This window comes from Amycolatopsis lexingtonensis, assembly GCF_014873755.1.
In the GTDB taxonomy this organism is placed as follows: domain Bacteria; phylum Actinomycetota; class Actinomycetes; order Mycobacteriales; family Pseudonocardiaceae; genus Amycolatopsis; species Amycolatopsis lexingtonensis.
Map to the genome: position 1 here is coordinate 1600124 of NZ_JADBEG010000001.1, position 19332 is coordinate 1619455.

The 19332-nt window shown below is 70.2% G+C and carries 16 protein-coding genes; 10 read left to right on the plus strand and 6 right to left on the minus strand.

The annotated features are described in order from the left end of the window. The first annotated feature begins 12 nt into the window (after positions 1–12). The 4 genes from chvE to H4696_RS07660 all read left to right on the plus strand — a co-directional run bounded on the left by chvE (position 13) and on the right by H4696_RS07660 (position 4676). The gene (gene chvE, locus H4696_RS07645) at positions 13–1116 is read left to right on the plus strand and encodes a multiple monosaccharide ABC transporter substrate-binding protein (RefSeq protein ID WP_086864608.1); all 1104 of its coding nucleotides are present in this window, start codon (positions 13–15) and stop codon (positions 1114–1116) included. Then, positions 1113–2633 (plus strand): multiple monosaccharide ABC transporter ATP-binding protein, encoded by a 1521-nt coding sequence (gene mmsA / locus H4696_RS07650; protein ID WP_086864607.1) that lies wholly within the window; start codon positions 1113–1115, stop codon positions 2631–2633. The genes chvE and mmsA overlap by 4 nt, the downstream gene beginning before the upstream one ends. After that, the gene (gene mmsB, locus H4696_RS07655; protein ID WP_086864606.1) at positions 2630–3850 is read left to right on the plus strand and encodes a multiple monosaccharide ABC transporter permease; all 1221 of its coding nucleotides are present in this window, start codon (positions 2630–2632) and stop codon (positions 3848–3850) included. Before mmsA ends, mmsB begins: the two co-directional genes overlap by 4 nt. A gap of 133 nt (positions 3851–3983) precedes the next feature. Continuing rightward, positions 3984–4676 (plus strand): glycoside hydrolase family 12 protein, encoded by a 693-nt coding sequence (locus H4696_RS07660; RefSeq protein ID WP_086864605.1) that lies wholly within the window; start codon positions 3984–3986, stop codon positions 4674–4676. Between the two features lie 4 nt (positions 4677–4680). Here the strand turns inward: H4696_RS07660 and H4696_RS07665 are convergent, their stop codons facing one another. Then, on the minus strand, positions 4681–6126 hold the full coding sequence (locus H4696_RS07665; RefSeq protein ID WP_086864604.1) for a DUF1996 domain-containing protein: 1446 nt from the start codon (positions 6124–6126) through the stop codon (positions 4681–4683). A 228-nt stretch (positions 6127–6354) separates the two neighbouring features. On the opposite strand from H4696_RS07665, the gene H4696_RS07670 reads away from it, so the two are divergent. After that, positions 6355–7161 (plus strand): substrate-binding domain-containing protein, encoded by an 807-nt coding sequence (locus H4696_RS07670; RefSeq protein WP_086864603.1) that lies wholly within the window; start codon positions 6355–6357, stop codon positions 7159–7161. On the opposite strand, the gene glpK (H4696_RS07675) is transcribed toward H4696_RS07670, so the two are convergent. Continuing rightward, positions 7158–9107, minus strand: coding sequence for a glycerol kinase GlpK (glpK, locus tag H4696_RS07675; protein WP_086864602.1), 1950 nt, complete (start codon positions 9105–9107; stop codon positions 7158–7160). The two genes, H4696_RS07670 and glpK (H4696_RS07675), sit on opposite strands and share 4 nt — an antisense overlap. 10 nt (positions 9108–9117) lie before the next feature. Continuing rightward, complete coding sequence (locus H4696_RS07680; protein ID WP_086864601.1) at positions 9118–9870, minus strand: IclR family transcriptional regulator; 753 nt, start codon at positions 9868–9870, stop codon at positions 9118–9120. A 154-nt stretch (positions 9871–10024) separates the two neighbouring features. Here H4696_RS07680 and H4696_RS07685 point away from each other — a divergent pair, with 154 nt between their 5' ends. The 4 genes from H4696_RS07685 (at position 10025) to H4696_RS07700 (ending at position 15238) form a co-directional block, all read left to right on the plus strand. Further along, entirely contained in the window at positions 10025–10846 is an 822-nt protein-coding gene (locus H4696_RS07685) for an MIP/aquaporin family protein (RefSeq protein ID WP_086864600.1), read from the plus strand. 15 nt (positions 10847–10861) lie between these two features. Then, positions 10862–12379, plus strand: coding sequence for a glycerol kinase GlpK (gene glpK, locus H4696_RS07690; RefSeq protein WP_086864599.1), 1518 nt, complete (start codon positions 10862–10864; stop codon positions 12377–12379). A gap of 7 nt (positions 12380–12386) precedes the next feature. After that, positions 12387–14096: a glycerol-3-phosphate dehydrogenase gene (glpD, locus tag H4696_RS07695; protein WP_086864598.1), complete on the plus strand. Its 1710-nt coding sequence runs from the start codon at positions 12387–12389 to the stop codon at positions 14094–14096. A gap of 65 nt (positions 14097–14161) precedes the next feature. Further along, positions 14162–15238 carry a hypothetical protein gene (locus tag H4696_RS07700; protein ID WP_086864597.1) on the plus strand — a complete coding sequence of 359 codons (1077 nt, stop codon included), beginning with the start codon at positions 14162–14164 and terminating at the stop codon, positions 15236–15238. Here H4696_RS07700 and H4696_RS07705 read toward each other — a convergent pair. Beyond that, the gene (locus H4696_RS07705) at positions 15153–16085 is read right to left on the minus strand and encodes an aminoglycoside phosphotransferase family protein (protein WP_086864596.1); all 933 of its coding nucleotides are present in this window, start codon (positions 16083–16085) and stop codon (positions 15153–15155) included. The two genes, H4696_RS07700 and H4696_RS07705, sit on opposite strands and share 86 nt — an antisense overlap. 91 nt (positions 16086–16176) lie before the next feature. Here H4696_RS07705 and argG point away from each other — a divergent pair, with 91 nt between their 5' ends. Further along, positions 16177–17622, plus strand: coding sequence for an argininosuccinate synthase (gene argG / locus H4696_RS07710; RefSeq protein WP_086864595.1), 1446 nt, complete (start codon positions 16177–16179; stop codon positions 17620–17622). A 54-nt stretch (positions 17623–17676) separates the two neighbouring features. On the opposite strand, the gene H4696_RS07715 is transcribed toward argG, so the two are convergent. Beyond that, the gene (locus H4696_RS07715) at positions 17677–18684 is read right to left on the minus strand and encodes a medium chain dehydrogenase/reductase family protein (RefSeq protein WP_086864594.1); all 1008 of its coding nucleotides are present in this window, start codon (positions 18682–18684) and stop codon (positions 17677–17679) included. Between the two features lie 70 nt (positions 18685–18754). Continuing rightward, entirely contained in the window at positions 18755–19324 is a 570-nt protein-coding gene (locus tag H4696_RS07720; protein WP_192782145.1) for a TetR/AcrR family transcriptional regulator, read from the minus strand. Positions 19325–19332: the final 8 nt, after the last annotated feature.

The window sequence follows — 19332 nt, forward strand, 5'->3', positions numbered from 1 at the left end:
GAATACGGAACAATGAAGTTCACCAGAGGAATCGCGGCGCTCGCGGCCGCGGGGCTCGTGCTCACGTTGTCCGCGTGCGGCTCGAGCCAGAAGACCGCGGACCAGGCGGCCCCGTCCGGCACGAGCGCGGCGGGCGGCCTGGTCGGCGTCACGATGCCGACGAAGTCGTCGGAGCGCTGGATCCACGACGGCGACAACATCAAGTCGGCGCTGGAGAAGCTCGGGTACAAGGTCGACCTGCAGTACGCCGAGAACGACATCCCCACCCAGGTGAACCAGATCGAGAACCAGATCACCAAGGGCGCCAAGCTGCTGGTCATCGCCTCGATCGACGGCACCGCCATCACCACCCAGCTGCAGGAGGCGGCCGACCGCAAGATCCCGGTCATCGCCTACGACCGGCTGATCCGCAACTCGCCGAACGTCGACTACTACGCCACGTTCGACAACTTCAAGGTCGGCGTCGAGCAGGCGAACTCGCTGGTCAAGGGCCTGGGTAACGGCCCGGGGCCGTTCAACGTCGAGCTGTTCGCCGGTTCCCCGGACGACAACAACGCCACCTTCTTCTTCAACGGCGCGATGTCCGTCCTCAAGCCGCTGATGGACAGCGGCAAGCTGGTCGTCAAGAGCGGGCAGACCGACTTCGCCCGCGCGGCCATCCTGCGCTGGGACCCGGCCACCGCGCAGCGGCGCATGGAGGACCTGCTCACCAAGACCTACACCGGTGGCGCGAAGGTCGCGGGCGTGCTTTCGCCGTACGACGGCCTGTCGATCGGCATCCTGTCGGCGCTGAAGAGCAACGGCTACGGCACCGCCGGCCAGCCCTACCCGATCGTCACCGGGCAGGACGCCGAGGTCGCCTCGGTCAAGTCGATCATCGCCGGTGAGCAGTACTCGACGGTGTTCAAGGACACCCGCAAGCTGGCCGACACCACCGTCAAGATGGCCGACTCCGTCCTCAAGGGACAGAAGCCCGAGGTCAACAACACCACGGACTACGAGAACGGCAAGAAGGTCGTCCCGTCGTTCCTGCTGCAGCCGGTGACCGTGGACAAGTCCAACTACCAGAAGGAGCTGGTGGACTCCGGCTACTACACGGCAGGTCAGCTGAAATGACCGAACTACTCGGCATGCGCGGGATCACCAAGACCTTCCCCGGGGTCAAGGCGCTGTCCGACGTCACGCTTTCCGTGCGCCAAGGGGAGATCCACGCGATCTGCGGGGAAAACGGCGCCGGGAAGTCCACCCTGATGAAGGTGCTTTCGGGCGTCTACCCCCACGGGACGTATGACGGCGAGATCACCTTCGACGGGCAGCGGTGCGAGTTCGGGTCGGTGCGCGACAGCGAGCGGCGCGGGATCGTGATCATCCACCAGGAACTCGCGCTGTGCGGCCAGTTGTCGATCGCGGAGAACATCTTCCTCGGCAACGAGCAGCACAAGCGGGGCTGGATCGACTGGAACCGCACCAACCACGAGGCCGACGCGCTCCTGCGGCGCGTCGGCCTCGCCGAAAACGCCACGCGGGCGGTGCAGGAGCTCGGGGTCGGCAAGCAGCAGCTCGTCGAGATCGCGAAAGCGCTGTCCAAAGAGGTGAAGCTGCTCATCCTCGACGAGCCCACCGCGGCGCTCAACGACGACGACTCGGCCCACCTGCTCGACCTGCTGCGCGGGCTGCGCGACGAGGGCGTCACCTGCGTGATCATCTCGCACAAGCTGGGCGAGGTGACCGCGATCGCCGACACCGTCACGATCCTGCGCGACGGCAAGACGATCGAGACGCTGGACGCGGCCGGGCTGACCGAGGAACGCATCATCACCGGCATGGTGGGGCGCGACCTCGAGCACCGGTTCCCGCCCCGGGAACCGGACATCGGCGAAGAGGTGCTGCGGATCGAGGACTGGACCGTGCACAGCCCGACCCAGGCCGGCCGGGTGATCGTCGAAAACGCGTCGCTTTCGCTGCGGCGCGGGGAGATCGTCGGCCTGGCCGGGCTGATGGGCGCGGGCCGCACCGAGCTCGCGATGAGCGTGTTCGGCCGGTCCTACGGCAAGGACATCTCCGGGCGGATCATCAAGCACGGCAAGGAGATCGACGTCCGGTCGGTGCAGGACGCCGTCCGCCACGGCATCGCCTACGCCACCGAGGACCGGAAGCGCTACGGGCTCAACCTGATCGAGGACATCCAGCGCAACGTGTCCGCGGCCGGGCTGGGCAAGCTGGCGAAGCGGGGGTGGGTGAACGAACACGCCGAGCACGACACGGCCGCCCGCTACCACCGCGACCTGCGGATCAAGGCACCGTCCGTGCGCAGCGTCACCGGGAAGCTCTCCGGCGGCAACCAGCAGAAGGTCGTGCTGGCCAAGTGGATCTTCACCGACCCGGACGTGCTGATCCTCGACGAGCCGACCCGCGGCATCGACGTCGGCGCGAAGTTCGAGATCTACACGATCATCAACGAGCTGGCCGCGCAGGGGAAGGCCGTGCTGGTCATCTCCTCCGAGCTGCCGGAGCTGCTCGGGCTCTGCGACCGGATCTACGCGCTCTCGGCGGGCCGGATCACCGGCGAGGCGACCCGCGAACAAGCCACCCAGGAACTGCTCATGCAGTACATGACCAAGGAACGGCAATGACCACGACCGAAGCGCGGCCCGCCGCGCCCCCGGCCGAGCGCTCCGCCCGGCGGATCTCGATCAACCCGCGCCAGAGCGGTATCTACGTCGCGTTCGCGCTGATCGTGGTGCTGTTCGAGGTGCTCACCGGCGGCGCGCTGCTGGAACCGCAGAACATCTCCAACATCATCGTGCAGAACAGCTACGTGCTGATCCTCGCGATCGGGATGATCCTGGTGATCATCTCCGGGCACATCGACCTCTCGGCCGGTTCGGTCGTGGCGATGACTGGCGCGGTGTCGGCGGTGCTGATGGTGAACTGGCAGCTGCCGTGGTTCTGGGCGGTGCTGATCACCCTCGTCGTCGGCGCGGTGATCGGCGCGTGGCAGGGTTACTGGGTCGCCTACTTCGGGATCCCGGCGTTCATCGTGACGCTCGCCGGCATGCTGGCGTTTCGGGCGCTGACCCTGACGGTGCTGGGCAACCAGGGCATCGGGCCGTTCCCGGACGCCATCCGCACGCTGTCGAACGGCTTCACCGACGGCTACCTCGGCAACATCGGCCTCGGCCCGCTCGGCGGCGCCGACCTGGTGTCGCTGCTCGCCGGCGTCGCGGCGGTGGCCGGGATCGCGTTCACGCAGTGGCGGAAGCGCTCGGCGCGGCTGGGCTACGGCCAGGACGTCGACCCGTTCGGAGTGTTCGTCCTGAAGATCGTGGGGATCGCCGTACTGGTGCTCGCGCTGGTCGTGCAGCTGGCGCGGTTCAAGAACCTGCCCTGGGTGCTGATCCTGCTGGCGGCGCTGGTGCTCGGCTACTCGCTGGTGGCCGGGAAGTCGGTGTTCGGCAGGCACATCTACGCCGTGGGCGGCAACCTGCAGGCCGCGACGCTCTCGGGCGTCAAGGTCAAGTCGGTGACGTTCTGGATCTTCGTCAACATGGGCGTCCTGGCGGCGCTGGCCGGGATCATCTTCGCGGGCCGGCTCAACCAGGCGGGTCCGACGGCGGGCGTCAACTTCGAACTGGACGCGATCGCGGCGGCGTTCATCGGCGGCGCGGCGGTCCAGGGCGGCGTCGGCAAGGTGGTCGGCGCAATCACCGGCGGCCTGATCATGGCGGTCATCAACAACGGCATGTCCCTGATCGGCGCACCGAGCGAGCGGGTGATGCTGGTGAAGGGCGTCGTGCTGCTGGCGGCCGTAGCGTACGACATCTGGACGAAACGCCGCGCGGCCTCCTGAGGTCCATTCGCCGAAAAGGGGCTTTCCCCCGTTGCGGGGAAAGCCCCTTTTCGAACTTCTCGAAATGCTTGACCGGGTGCTAACGGGACGGTCATAGTGCTGGTGATTCCCTCACCAGTGGAGGACCCATCCCATGCACAAAGTCGTGCGTTCCCTTGTGGTTTCCTTGACCGTGGCCGCTTCGGTGGCCACTTCGGCCGGTGTCGCAACAGCTGCGACGTGGTCGTCTTCGGACAAATGGGCGACCTGGTCCAACGGCGGTTACACCGTCCGCAACGACGTCTGGGGCAGTGGCGCCGGCCCGCAGACCATCTGGGCGAATTCGTATTCCAACTGGGGTGTCTGGTCGGATCAGCCGAACACCGGCGGCGTGAAGTCGTACCCGCATTCGGCGAAGAACGTCGGCAAGAAGCTGAGCGCGCTCGGAAAGGTGTCGAGCAGCTTCAACGTCAGCCGTCCCGGCAGTGGCGCTTACGAGACCGCGTACGACATCTGGGCGGACAACAACGCCTACGAAACGATGCTGTGGATGAACAAGCAGGGCGCGGTGGGCCCGCTCGGCAGCAAGCAGACCACCGCGACGGTCGGCGGGCACACCTGGGACGTCTACAAGGGATCGAACGGCTCGAACGCGGTGTTCTCGTTCGTGCGCACGTCGAACACCGACGCGGGCACGGTCGACGTTCTCGCGGTGCTGAACTGGATCCGTGCCCGCGGGTGGTTCGGTGACGTGACGCTCGGCGAAGTCCAGTTCGGCTTCGAGATCACCTCGTCCGCCGGGGGACTGGACTTCGCCGCGAACAGCTATTCCGTCACTTCGTCCTGACTCGCTACTGCGAACAGCGCTTGCCGGTGTTGATGCAGTTGACCACCTGGTTCATCAGGCGCTGGCCCATGACGTTGGCGAAGTCGTCGTGGTCCGAGCGCGGGTTGTGGCTCTCCTGCGGGAAGGCGTCCACTTTGTACTGGCCCTTCACCTGGACGTCGTGCGGGATGTCGTAGACCAGCTTGATGACCAGCTGCGGCACGTTCTTGAAGCCCTGCGGGCACTTGCCCCGCTGGTCGGCGAACACGATGTGCGTGCGGTGGTTCGCGCTGTCGATGTTCTTGCCGTCCCAGCAGTTCGGGAACGCGTGGATCCGCTCGACCCGGCTGTTCTGCGGGCAGATCGGGTAGTGGTCGGTCAGCCGGTCCTCGAACCCGGTGCACGTCCAGCTGGGCCGGGCGTTGGCCGGGCCGTTGGTGCTCTGCTTGGCGTCGCCGTAGAGGATGCGGAGGAACTGCGGCATCGCGACGACCTTGCTCGCGCCGCCGCTGGTGAACGTGATCGTCGCCGAGCGGACCCGCTGGATCTCGCCGTCGTTGCCGGCCACTTCGTTCTTGTCGTTTACGCCGGGGAGTTCCGCGGGCTGGCCGGTGCTGTTCTGGCCGCCGTTGTCGAGCCCGCCCTGGCCGTTCTGCTTGAGCACGCACGCGGCGAGCCCGCCCAGGTTGGTGGGTTTCGCCGCGCGGCGGCCGATCGCGATGGCGATCCGGTCGATCGTCGCCGCGCGCTTGTCCTTGAGCGGGCCGACGACGGCGTTCTGGATGTCCTGCGGCGTCTTGAGGTCGCCGTTCGCGATCCGCTTGTTCGCCTCGTCGATCTGCGTGTCGAGCAGGTCGAGGTTGCGGTTCACCTCGTCCATGGCCTGGTCGGGGACGTCGGGCAGCTTGCTCGCGACGTCGGGGCAGTCGACCTGGGTGCTCGCCTTGTCCTTCGCGCTGCCGGCCCGGTCGGGCTGGGTCGCGGGCGGGTTCTTCTCCTCGTCGCCGGTGTCGATGCGCACGACCGGCCAGAAGTAGGCGGACTTGTCGCCGTTCTTGCATGTCGTCCCGGCCTTGACCAGGCTCTTGTTGTTCGAGTCGGCGTTCGTCGACAGGTTGCCGACGTAGTCGTGCAGGTGCTGGGCACCGTTCTTGATGCCCGGCTGGGCGATGAAGTTGTCGGGGTTGAAGTGCTGGTTTTCGTTGCGGCCGCAGTCGACGGTGAACGTGCCGCGCGCGCCTTGTCTCTGCAGCGCTTTGTTCACGTTAACACCGCTGGGGACCTTCGCGATGTCGAGGAAGAACGACGGATCGGCCTCGTCGGCGCTGGCCTCGCCGGTGCGCCCGGCGGTGGTCGCGACGACGATGCCGCCGACGGCGAGCGCGAGGGCGAGACCGCCGGTCGCGATCTTCGTGCGGCGGGTGATGCGATGCCTGCCCGTGGCGGGAGTGCGGGTGGTTTTCCGGGCCATGGTCACCTCGTTCGGTTTTCCGGGCGCGCTGGAGTGCAGCTGCGTGCCCGGTGGGGAGACGCGCGGAACCCGGGGGAGTGCCACCGCGTCCGGGGCACTGGTTCCGGCACTGGCAGAAACGGCTCCCGTCGAGGGGCGGTTCAAGCGCCGATTCGCGCGTTACCGTTTCGTTATTTATGGAAGGTGAACGAAGTTCACGTCTGCCGGTGTGATCGCTAACATCGACCCATGCCCTTGGACGACGGCCCCCCGCTCGCCCGCCGGGGGCGCGGCACGCTCGGCGTGATCGCGACCGGGGCCACCGCGTCCGGGCCGGCCCTGCACGGCCTCCGCGCGGCCGCCCGCGAGCAGGGGTACGCGCTGAACGTCTTCAGCGTCCCGGGCCCCGGCGACGCGGCGGTGTCGGCCGCGGTGGCCGGGCTCCGGCTGCAAGGCGTGGCGGGGATCGTGGTGCTGGACGCGCGGTACGTCCCGGACCCGGCCCCGATCCCGCTCGTCCCGGCCGCCTCGACCGACCAGTACGCGGGCGCCCGCCGCGCGACCGAGCACCTCCTGGACCTCGGCCACCTGACGGTCTGGCACCTCGGCGGCCCCGAAGACGGCCCGGCGGCCCGCGCCCGCGAGCGCGGCTGGCGCGAAACCCTGGAGCGCCACGGAGCCGAGGTACCCCCGGTGGTCCGCGGCGACTGGTCCGCGAGATCCGGATATCGAGCGGGCCAGTCACTGGCGGCCGAACCGGGTGTGCAGGCGGTGTTCTCGGCCAACGACCACATGGCACTGGGTTTGCTCGCGGCGTTTTCCGAAGCGGGGATGCGTGTCCCGCGCGACGCCCATGTGGTCGGCTTCGACGACGTTCCGGAGGCGGCTTACTTCGCGCCGCCGTTGACGACGGTGCGGCAGGACTTCGTGGCGGCGGGCCGTCAGACGCTGGCGGCGTTGGTGGCCCGGATCGAGGGTGTCACGGCTCCGGTGCGGGGGACGGTCGAGGGGGAGCTGGTGGTGCGGGAGAGCAGCCGCTGCCTGCGGGCGGGCTAAAGCGTGAGCCGGTCGCCGAGTTCGCGGATGTGGTCGGCGGTTCCGCAGTCCAGGTCCAGCTGACGGCGGCGTTCCGCCACGAACGCCCGCCCCAGCCCGGTACGATCCGAAGTGGACATCGAGCGGCGCAAGTCGTTCAGCAGCCCGCGTTCTTCACCACGCACGTGCGCGTCCACGATGTTCTCCAAGTGCGGCAACGCCTTCTCGAAGTCCTCGCTCTCCAGTACGGCCAAAAGGTCGTCGCCGAACGGGGAACCCGGCGAGTCCGGCCGGACGATCCGCTCGGTCGCCGTCGCGTGGGCCACCAGCAGGGCCGCCAGCTCCGCGACCAGCGCCGGGCGGTCCGCTTCCGCGTTGCGGAGGTCGCGCAGCAGCTGCTCGAACCGGCGGTGGTCGGCCAGCAGCACCTCGACCAGGTCGGACCCGGGCGCGGCGGCGGTCGGGCCCGGCCGCATCCAGCCGAACGTCAGCTCGACCGCCTGGCGCCAGTGGCCGTACTCGGTGGCGCGGCGGGCCGGGTCCATCGCCGGCAGCCACTGGCCGGCACGGTGCCAGTTGCGGCGCAGTCCCTCCAGGTCCGGCCAGTACCCGACGGACAGCCCGGCCGCGTAGGCCGCGCCGAGGGACACCGTCTCCGCGACCATCGGGCGGACCACCGGGACGTCGAGGACGTCGGCGATGAACTGCATCAGCAGGTTGTCGGCGGTCATCCCGCCGTCCACCTTCAGCGACGAGAGCGCCAGCCCGGAGTCGGCGTTCATCGCGTCGACGACCTCGCGGGTCTGCCAGCCGGTCGCCTCCAGCACCGCCCGCGCGAGGTGGCCCTTCGTGATGTACGACGTCAGGCCGGCGATCACCCCGCGGGCCTCGCTGTGCCAGTGCGGCGCGAACAGCCCGGAGAACGCGGGCACGATGTAGCAGCCGCCGTTGTCCTCGACCGTCCGGGCCAGCGTTTCGATCTCCGGCGCGCTGCCGATCAGCTCCAGCCCGTCGCGGAACCACTGCACGAGCGACCCGGTGACGGCGATCGAGCCTTCGAGGGCGTACACCGCGGGCTCGTCGCCGATCTTGAAGCCGACCGTGGTGAGCATGCCGTGGGTGGACAGCACCGGCGTCGGGCCGGTGTTGAGCAGCAGGAAGCTGCCCGTGCCGTAGGTGCACTTCGCCTCGCCGGGCGCGAAGCACGTCTGGCCGAACAGCGCGGCCTGCTGGTCGCCGAGCGCCGCCGCGATGCGGATGCCGGGGACCACGCGCGAAGTGGTGCCGTAGACCTCGGTGGAGGACCGGATCTCCGGCAGCATCGCGCGCGGGACGTCGAAGAAGTCGAGCAGCTCGTCGTCCCAGCTGAGCGTGCGCAGGTTCATCAGCATGGTGCGCGAAGCGTTCGTGACGTCGGTGACGTGCACGCCGCCCTCGGCACCGCCGGTGAGGTTCCAGATCAGCCAGCTCTCGATGGTGCCGAACAGGACGTCGCCGCGCTCGGCGCGTTCGCGCAGGCCGGGGGTGCGGTCGAGCAGCCAGCGGATGCGCGGCGCGGAGAAGTACGTCGCCAGTGGCAGCCCGCACAGCTGCCGCACGCGGTCGGCGCCGGGCTCGCGGGCGAGCTGTTCGAGCATGGCGTCGGTGCGGGTGTCCTGCCAGACGATCGCGCGCCCGACCGGGTTACCCGTCCGCCGGTCCCACAGCACGGTGGTCTCGCGCTGGTTGGCGATCCCGAGCCCGACGACCTGCTCCGCGCTCGCCCCGGCGTCGGCCAGCGCCTGCGGCACGATCCGCGACAGGTTCCGCCAGATCTCGACGGCGTCGTGCTCGACCCACCCGGGCCGCGGGAAGTGCTGCTGGTGTTCGCGCTGCACGACCGAGACGAGCCGGCCGCGGGCGTCGAACAGGATGCACCGGGTGGAGGTGGTGCCCTGGTCGATGGACATCACGTACCGCTGGACCATGGTCCTCCCTTCACCATCGGGACGCGCCCAGGTCCCGCGACACCGCGCGGGCCGCGTCGCGGACGTGGCCCAGCAGCCGCGGGCTCGGGCTGCCGTCCGGCTCGCAGATGCGCTCCACCGCGCCGGACACCCCGATCGCGCCGACCACGATGCCGCCGTGGCCGCGGATCGGGGCCGCGATCCCCGCTTCGCCGGAGATCATCTCGCCGTTCTCGGCCGCCCAGCCCGCCTCCCGTACCTTCGCACACGCGCGCTTGATCGCGGTCTGGGTGACCAGCGTCCGGCGCGTGTAGGACTCCAGGTCGGCCTTCAACGTCGTGTCGTAGGCCAGCAGGACTTTGCCGAGCGCCGTCGCGTGCAGCGGCAGCAGCGTGCCGACGTCGAGGGTCTGCAGGCTGTCGTCCGGGCGGAACACGTGGTGGACCACGAGCACCCGGCCCTCCAGCGGTGCGCCGATCCGGACGGCCTCGCCGCTGCGCGCGGCCAGCGCGTCCGCCCAGTTGATCGCGCGGGAGCGCAGCTCGTTGACGTCCAGGTAGCTCGTGCCCAGGTGCAGCAGCGCCGCGCCGAGCTGGTACTTGCCCGAGTCGCGGTCCTGCTCGACGAACCCGACGCCCTGCAGCGTGCGCAGGATCCCGTGCGCCGTGCCCTTGGCCAGCTCCAGCGATTCCGCGATCTCGCCGACACCCAGACGGCCCGAGCCGCGCGCCAGCAACCGCAGGATCGCGGCGGCGCGCTCGATGGACTGGATCGGACCGGGCACGGCCCCAACCTAACCCGACCGGCCCTGATTCGACAATGTCGAACATCCACATCGGCCGTTCGACAATGCCGACCGCCGTCCGTTGACCGGCCGGAAATGCGAACTTAACTTCACTCCACCAGTAGGGGGACAAGGTCCTTTGTGGAGGAAAGCAATGGTGCGAAACCTCAAAGCCCACGGGCTCGGCGGCGAGATGGCCGCCGAGTTCGTGGGCACGATGATCCTCATCCTGTTCGGGTGCGGGGTGGTGGCGCAGGTCGCCGCCGCGGGCATCGGGGACCACGACAGCATCGCCTGGGCCTGGGGGCTCGGCGTCACGCTCGGTGTTTACGTCGCTTCGCGGATCAGCGGCGCCCACCTGAACCCGGCCGTGACCATCGCGCTCGCGGTGTTCAAGGGCTTCGAGTGGCGCAAGGTCGCTCCCTACGCCCTCGCGCAGACCGCCGGCGCGTTCCTCGCCGCGATGCTCGTGCGCTGGAACTACACCGAGGTGCTCAACGCCAAGGACCCCGGTCTCACGATCAAGACCCAGGGCGTCTTCTCCACCCTGCCGGGCAACGGCACGCTCCCGGTGGGTGACTGGGGCGCCTTCCGCGACCAGATCATCGGCACCGCGATCCTGCTGATCGTCCTGTTCGCCATCACCGACCTGCGCAACACCTCGCCGGGCGCGAACCTGGCCCCGGTCGTCGTCGGCTTCCTCGTCGTCGCCATCGGCATGGCCTGGGGCACCAACGCCGGCTACGCGATCAACCCCGCCCGCGACTTCGGCCCGCGCCTGGCGTCCTGGCTGACCGGCTACGACACGGCGTGGTCCGACCAGTACGGCTTCCCCTACTGGTGGATCCCGATCGTGGGCCCGATCATCGGCGCCCTCGTCGGTGGCGCGATCTACAAGTACCTGATCGAGCGCTTCCTGCCCGCCGGGGACCCGCTCGACGCCATGCCCGCCAAGGACCTCGAGCCCGCCAACTGAGTGAGGAGTACCCCGATGCCTGACTACGTCGGCGCCGTTGACCAGGGCACCACGAGCACCCGCTTCATGATCTTCGACCACGGCGGCAACGAAATCGCCCGCCACCAGCTCGAGCACGAGCAGATCCTGCCCAAGCCGGGCTGGGTCGAGCACGACGCCACCGAGATCTGGGAACGCACCCGCTCGGTCATCGCGACCGCGCTCAACAAGGCCAACCTGGCGCACAGTGACTTGGCCGCGCTGGGCATCACCAACCAGCGCGAGACCACCGTCGTGTGGAACCGCCGCACCGGCCGCCCGTACGGCAACGCGATCGTCTGGCAGGACACCCGCACCGACCGCATCGCCTCGGCGCTGGAGCGGGAGGGCAAGGGCGACGTCATCCGCCGCAAGGCCGGCCTGCCGCCCGCGACGTACTTCTCCGGCGGCAAGCTGCAGTGGATCCTCGAGAACGTCGACGGCGTGCGCGAGGACGCCGAGAAGGGCGACGCGCTCTTCGGCACCACCGACTCGTGGCTCATCTGGAACCTGACCGGCGGACCGGACGGCGGCGTGCACGTCACCGACCCGACCAACGCGTCGCGGACCATGCTGATGGACCTCGAAACCCTGGACTGGGACGACGAGCTGCTGTCGTTCTTCAACGTCCCGCGCGCCATGCTGCCGACGATCCGGCCGTCGTCGAACCCGGGCTTCTTCGGCACCACCCGCGCGGACGGCCCGCTCGGCGGCGAGGTCGCCATCACCGGCGTCCTCGGCGACCAGCAGGCGGCCACCGTCGGCCAGGTCTGCTTCCGGCCCGGCGAGGCCAAGAACACCTACGGCACCGGCAACTTCCTGCTCCTCAACACCGGCCAGGAACTGGTCCGCTCGCAGCACGGCCTGCTCACGACGCTGTGCTACCAGTTCGGTGACGAGAAGCCGGTCTACGCGCTGGAAGGCTCGATCGCGGTCACCGGCTCGGCCGTGCAGTGGCTGCGCGACCAGCTGGGCATCATCAGCGGCGCGGCGCAGAGCGAAAGCCTGGCCCGCCAGGTCGAGGACAACGGCGGCGTCTACTTCGTCCCGGCGTTCTCCGGCCTGTTCGCGCCGTACTGGCGGTCTGACGCGCGCGGCGCGATCGTCGGGCTCACCCGCGCCACGACCAACGCTCACATCGCGCGGGCCACCCTGGAAGCGATCTGCTACCAGACCCGCGACGTCGTCGAGGCCATGCAGAACGACTCCGGCGTCACGCTCGACGTGCTGCGGGTCGACGGCGGCGTCACCGCCAACGAGCTGTGCATGCAGCTGCAGGCGGACATCCTCGGCGTGCCGGTGTCGAAGCCGGTCGTCGCCGAGACCACCGCGCTCGGTGCCGCCTACGCGGCCGGGCTGGCCGTCGGCTTCTGGCGGTCGACCGACGAGCTGGAGCAGAACTGGAACGAAGACAAGCGCTGGACGCCGTCGTGGAGCGACGAGCAGCGTGCCGAGGGCTACGCGGGCTGGCAGAAAGCCGTCGGCCGCACGCTCGACTGGGTCGATGTGGAGTGAGGATCCGATGAGGAGAAGTTCGGTGGAAGCCGTGCCGCTGTCCCCGCAGTACCGCGCGGAGACGTTGAAGAAGCTGGCGCGCGAAGAGGTCGACGTGCTGGTGGTCGGCGGGGGAGTGACCGGGGCCGGCGTCGCGCTCGACGCCGCATCGCGGGGGCTCTCGACCGCGCTGGTCGAGGCCCGTGACTTCGCCGCCGGCACGTCCAGCCGGTCGTCGAAGCTGATCCACGGTGGCCTGCGCTACCTGGAGCAGCTCGACTTCAAGCTGGTCCGTGAGGCGTTGAAGGAGCGCGGGCTGCTGCTGCAGAAGCTGGCCCCGCACCTGGTGCGGCCGGTGAAGTTCCTGGTGCCGCTGCAGCACCGGGTGTGGGAACGCGGCTACATCGGCGCCGGCGTCACGCTGTACGACACGCTCGGCGGCGCCCGCGCGCTGCCGCGGCACCGGCACCTGTCCAAGCGCGGCGCGTTCAAGGCGGCGCCGGGCCTGGCCGACGACGCGCTGATCGGAGCGATCCAGTACTACGACGCCCAGGTCGACGACGCCCGCCACACGATGACGATCGCGCGGACGGCGGCCGAGCAGGGCGCTTCGGTGCTGACCCGGGCCCGGGTGACGTCGCTGCTGCGCGACGGTGAGCGGGTCGTGGGCGCGAAGGTCGTCGACCGCGAGAGCGGGATCGAGTTCGAGATCCGGGCGCGCACGGTCGTCGCCGCCACGGGCGTGTGGAGCGACGACATGGCGAAGGCGGCCGGCATCCCCGCGCCGTTCACCGTCCGCGCGTCGAAGGGCATCCACCTGGTGGTGCCGCGGGAGAAGATCGACCTCGACACCGGGCTGATCCTGCGCACCGAGAAGAGCGTGCTCTTCGTGATCCCGTGGGGCCGGCACTGGATCGTCGGCACCACCGACACCGAGTGGGACCTCGACCGCGAGCACCCGGCGGCGAGCCGCGCGGACGTCGACTACGTGCTGGAGCACCTCAACAAGGTGCTGCGCACGCCGGTGACCCACGACGACATCGAAGGCGTCTACGCGGGTCTGCGGCCGTTGCTCGCGGCGAAGGCGGCCGCGACGACGAAGCTGTCGCGGGAGCACGCGGTGGCGCACCCGGTGCCGGGCCTGGTGATCGTGGCCGGCGGCAAGTACACGACGTACCGGGTGATGGCCGCGGACGCGGTCGACGTGGTGGTCGAGGACGTCGGCCGCCCGGCCCCGCCGTCGTGGACCGACCGGCTCCCGATCGTCGGCGCGGACGGCTACCACGAGCTGTGGGACGACCGGTTCGGCGTCGCTTCGCGGGCGGGCCTGACGGTCCCGCAGGTGGAGCACCTGCTGCAGCGGTACGGCACGCGGATCTGGAACCTGCTGGACCTGATCCGCGACGAGCCCGAGCTGGGCTCGCCGATCCCGGGCGCTTCGGAATACCTCCGTGCGGAAGCGGTGTACGCGGCTTCGCACGAAGGCGCGCTGCACCTGGAGGACGTCCTGACCCGCCGGACGCGCATCTCGATCGAGGAGCGCGACCGAGGTGTCACGGCGGCCCCCGAGGTCGCGGCGTTGATGGCCCCGGTGCTGGGCTGGGACGCGCACCGGACCGAGCGCGAGGTGGCGAACTACCTCGCCCGGGTCGAGGCGGAGCGCTCGGCGCAGGAGGCTCCGGACGACGCGGCGGCGAACGCCACCCGCCTCGCGGCCCCGGCGCTTTTGCCGGGCTGACTCAACCGATCGCCGCCGCCGCGCGTGGACACACCCGGAACCACCTGACAGGGGAGGAGCAGGGGATGTTCAGAGGTGTTCTCGCGACGGCGGCGGCGATGACGGTGCTCGCCGCGGCCCCGGCGAGCGCGGCCGAGGTGACCGGGCCGGTCGACCTGGGCACGCTGCCCGGTGGGCTGACCAGCTCGGGTTTGCTGGTGACGAACCACGGCACGGTGTTCGGCGAGGCGTACGACAAGGCGTTCGACGTGCACGGCGCCCGGTGGGACGCGGCCGGCCGGATCAGCGAGCTGCGGCCGCTGGACGGCTACAGCACGGTGAAAGCCACCGCGCTCAACGAGGCCGGCGTCGCGGTCGGGGATTCGACCAACCACTTCACGACCGGGAGGGCCACCCGCTGGGACGCCTCGGGCGTGCCGGCCGAGCTGGAACAGCCGACCGGTTTCCCGGGCTACCCGTGGTCCACGCCGGTCGCGGTCAACGAGAGCGGCATGGTCGCCGGGACCGCCTACGGTGCGCCCGGCCCGGACGCCGTGGTGCGCTGGGACAGCCTGGGCAAGGTCACGGTCCTCGGCCTCGGCCGGGCCCGGGCGATGAACGACGCGGGCGCGGTGATCAGCGAGACGACGTACTGGGACCCTGCGGGCACCATCGTCGAGCTGACCGACGGCGGTTCGCTGCACGACATCGACAACGCCGGCACCGTGGTCGGCAGCATCGGCGGCCACGCGGCGAAGTGGGACCCGTCGGGCCGGTCCACGGTGCTCGACACCACCTGGGAAGCGAGCGAGGCGCTGGCCATCGCCGCCGACGGGTCGATCGTCGGCGAGGTGCGCGACAAGGACTTCACCACGCGGATCGCGCGCTGGGACCCGGCGGGCACGCTCACCGTGCTCCCGGACGGCGGACAGTTCACGGCCGTGAGCCCGTCGGGTGCCGTGCTCGGGCAGCTCGGCACGGGGACGCCGGTGGTCTGGGACCGGGCCGGCCGGGTACTGCCGCTGCCGGTGCCCGAGGGCGGGATCTGCCTTGCGAAGGGGCTGAACGACTGGGAGGTCACGGGGTCGTGTTCGCTGCCGGGCCAGAACTCCCACGCGGTGCTGTGGCGTTTCGGGGAGCCGGTCGGCAACCAAGCTCGGTGAGCACGTACCGGGCGTTGGCGGAGATGACCGGGTTGGTGTGCCGGTAGTACGGCAGCTGGATCACGGCCATCGACAACGCCCAGCCGCGGCCGCGGGCCCAGGTCGCTTCGTCGGCGCCGACGGCGTCGCGGAAGACCGGGCGCGTGGCCGCGGACAGCAGGTTCCACGCGGGGATCAGGTCGCACGCCGGGTCGCCCAGACCCGCGGTCGCCCAGTCGAGGACGCCGCTGAGGCGGCCGTCGCGCAGCAGCAGGTTGCTGGGCATGAGGTCGGAGTGGACCCAGCACGGCGGTCCGGTCCATTGTGGAGCTTCGAGCGCTTCGGACCAGACGGCGAGGGCCGCGTCCGCGTCGAACGGCTCATCGGTGCGGCTCAGCTCGTCGATCGCCCGGCGGGTGGCCCGGTCGACCGGTGCCAGGGGTTTGCCGCGGTACGCCGGGGGACCGTCCGCTCGCCGCGACCGGAGTGCGCGGACGAACTCGGCCAGGTCGCGGGCCGGTGCGGGCCGCCCTTCGAGGGCGGGTGCGCCGTCGAGCCAGCGGTGCACCGCCCACGGCCACGGATACCCCTCGGCCGGTTCGCCCACCGCGACGACGGCCGGGACCGCCACCGGCAACCCGCCGAACGCGGCGAGCACCCGGCGTTCCTTCGCGATGTCGGACGCGCCGCCCGCGGTCAGCGGGAGCCGGACCGTGAGGCCGGTGCCGAGCCGGTACACCGCGTTGACCGTGCCACCGGAAGCCAGGGGAGTGAGGGGCGAGCGGGCCCACCGCGGGAACTGCCCGTCGACGAGCCGCCGGACCAGCGCGGTGTCGATCGCGTGCTCGTCGGCGTGCATCCGGCCCATGCGATCACGCAACCACGCACGTCAACCGGGTTTCCGTGACGCCAGGCACCCCGGATTGCACGGTGATGCATGGCCGTGCATAATCATTCGCATGTCCAAGGTGCTCACTTCCCTGCCCGTCGGCGAGCGTGTCGGTATCGCCTTCTCCGGTGGCCTCGACACTTCCGTAGCGGTCGCGTGGATGCGCGACAAGGGCGCGGTGCCCTGCACCTACACCGCCGACATCGGCCAGTACGACGAGCCCGACATCGACTCGGTGCCCGGGCGCGCCGGGCAGTACGGCGCCGAGATCGCGCGGCTGGTCGACTGCCGGGAAGCCCTCGTCGAAGAGGGACTCGCCGCGCTGACCTGCGGTGCGTTCCACATCCGCACCGGCGGCCGCAGCTACTTCAACACCACGCCGCTCGGCCGCGCCGTCACCGGCACGCTGCTGGTGCGCGCGATGCTCGAGGACGACGTCCAGATCTGGGGCGACGGCTCCACCTACAAGGGCAACGACATCGAGCGGTTCTACCGCTACGGCCTGCTCGCCAACCCCTCCCTGCGGATCTACAAGCCGTGGCTCGACGCCGACTTCGTCACCGAGCTCGGCGGCCGCAAGGAGATGTCGGAGTGGCTGGCCGCGCACGACCTGCCCTACCGCGACAGCACCGAAAAGGCCTACTCCACCGACGCCAACATCTGGGGCGCCACGCACGAGGCGAAGTCGCTGGAGCACCTCGACACCGGCATCGAGATCGTCAAGCCGATCATGGGCGTGGCGTTCTGGGACCCCGAGGTCGAGATCCCGGCCGAGGACGTCACGATCGGCTTCGAACACGGCCGGCCGGTGACGATCAACGGCAAGGAGTTCGCCACCGCCGTCGACCTGGTGCTGGAGGCCAACGCCATCGGCGGCCGCCACGGCCTGGGCATGTCCGACCAGATCGAGAACCGGATCATCGAGGCGAAGAGCCGCGGCATCTACGAGGCGCCGGGCATGGCGCTGCTGCACGCCGCCTACGAGCGGCTCGTCAACGCGATCCACAACGAGGACACCCTCGCCAGCTACCACAACGAAGGCCGCCGGCTCGGCCGCCTGATGTACGAAGGCCGCTGGCTGGACCCGCAGGCGATGATGCTGCGCGAGTCGCTGCAGCGGTGGGTCGGCACCGCGATCACCGGCGAGGTCACCCTGCGGCTGCGCCGCGGCGAGGACTACTCGATCCTCGACACGACCGGCCCGGCGTTCAGCTACCACCCGGACAAGCTGTCGATGGAGCGCACCGAGGACTCGGCGTTCGGCCCGGTGGACCGGATCGGCCAGCTCACCATGCGCAACCTCGACATCGCCGACTCGCGGGCGAAGCTGGAGCAGTACGCCAGCCTCGGCATGGTCGGCGGCTCGAACCCGAAGCTGATCGGCGCCGCCCAGGCCGCGTCGACCGGCCTGATCGGCGCGATGCCGGAGGGCGGCGCCGAGGTGATCGCCTCGCGCGGCAAGGCCGACGACGTCGAGCTGCTCGACAACGCCGCGATGGAGTTCGGCACCGACTGATCCGCGCGTTCCCGAAGGCGGCACTTTCACGTGAAAGTGCCGCCTTCGGCGCGTTCAGGGGACGAGCACGACCTTGCCGGTGACCGTGCCGGATTCGGCCAGTGCCAACGCTTTCGCGGCTTCGGTCAGGGGGATGCGCGCGGCCACCTGCGCCTTGAGCTGTCCCTTCGCCGCCAGTGCGAAGACGGCGGTGAGGTCTTCGGCGAGCCGCGCGCGGAACCGGGCGAGGTTCCGCTTGCCGCCCCAGACGTTGTAGAAGTGCGCCCGGCGCCGGTTCGGCACGGCGTTCCACCACAGCAGCCGCGCGACCAGCTTCAGCACGGCGGGCTTCGGGTTGCCGCCGGTGTTCACCGTGGACGCGCTGCCGTAGGCGAGCAGGGCGCCGCCCGGGGCGAGCAGACGGAAGGAGTCGACGATGCCGGGGCCGCCGACGTGGTCGAAGACGGCGTCGACCCCGCCGGGCGCCAGCTCGCGGACCCGGGCCGGGACGTCGCCGCGGTAGTCGAGCGCGGTGGCGCCGAGCGCGGCCACGACGTCGAGGTTGCGGGCCGAGGCGGTGCCGATCACGGTGATGCCGGCCGCGCGGGCGAGCTGCACGAGCGTGGTGCCGACGCCGCCGCTCGCGCCGTGGACCAGGATCGTGCCGCCGGTCTTCACCTTCGCCCACCGGTGCAGCATCTGGTAGGCCGTGATGCCGTTGACCACGAACGTCTCCGCTTCGGCGGCGTCCAGGCCGTCGGGCACCGCCACCAGGTCGGCGGCGGGGACGGCGAGGTGGCTGCGCCACCCGCCGATCTTGGTCATGGCGGCGACGCGGCGGCCGACGAGTGCCGGGTCTTCGGCTTCGAGCACCGTGCCGACGACGTCGTAGCCGGGTACGAACGGGAACGGCGGCTGGTCGTAGTACTTGCCGCGCCGCATCTGCTGTTCGGCGAACGAAATCCCGCTCGCCTCGACGCGGATCAGCGCTTCGCCGGCGGCGAGCGTCGGCAGCTCGCGGTGCTCGACGCGGAGGCCGTCCGGCTCGACGAGGCCGGGGAGGACGATTTCGGTGACGGTCATGATGCTTCCTTCCGAGTGTGAGTGACTGGTCAATCACTCGATGGGCGTGAAAAGGACGTGCTGGTCAGGGTCAGTTTTTGCCGGGGTGCCGGATGCCGGCGGAGAGGACCGCGGCCCACTCGCCGGCGTGCTCGTCGAGGTCGAGGGTGGCGATCAGGTGGCAGAGCTGGCCGTAGGCGATGAACCGCTGCACCTGCTCGCCCTCGGCGCCGGAGCGCGTGCGGGCGAACTCGGTCACCTTCGCCAGTCCGCGCCGCACGGCGTCGGCGATCTCCGGCGTGTCGGCGGCCGACTGGGCGTGCACCTGCAGCATGAGCAGGTTCCGGTCGGCGATCAGTTCGGCGTAGGCGCCGCCCATTTCGTAGAGGATCTTGTCGGGGTCTTCGTCGTCGGCGCGGGCGGCCCCGTTGGAGAGGGCGTGCGTGACGAGCTCGTAGCACCGGTCGAGCGCGGCGACGAAGAGGGAAACCTTGCCGGGGAACAACTTGAAGACGTAGGCGGGGGAGATGTCGGCCCGTTCGGCCACCGCGCTGATCGGCGTCCCGTGGTACCCGCCCCGCGCGAACTCCGCGATGGCGGCGTCGACGACGACGTCCCGCCGGGCGTCGGAGGTGGAGAGGGTGGCACCGCGTTTCGTCATGTGAGTGA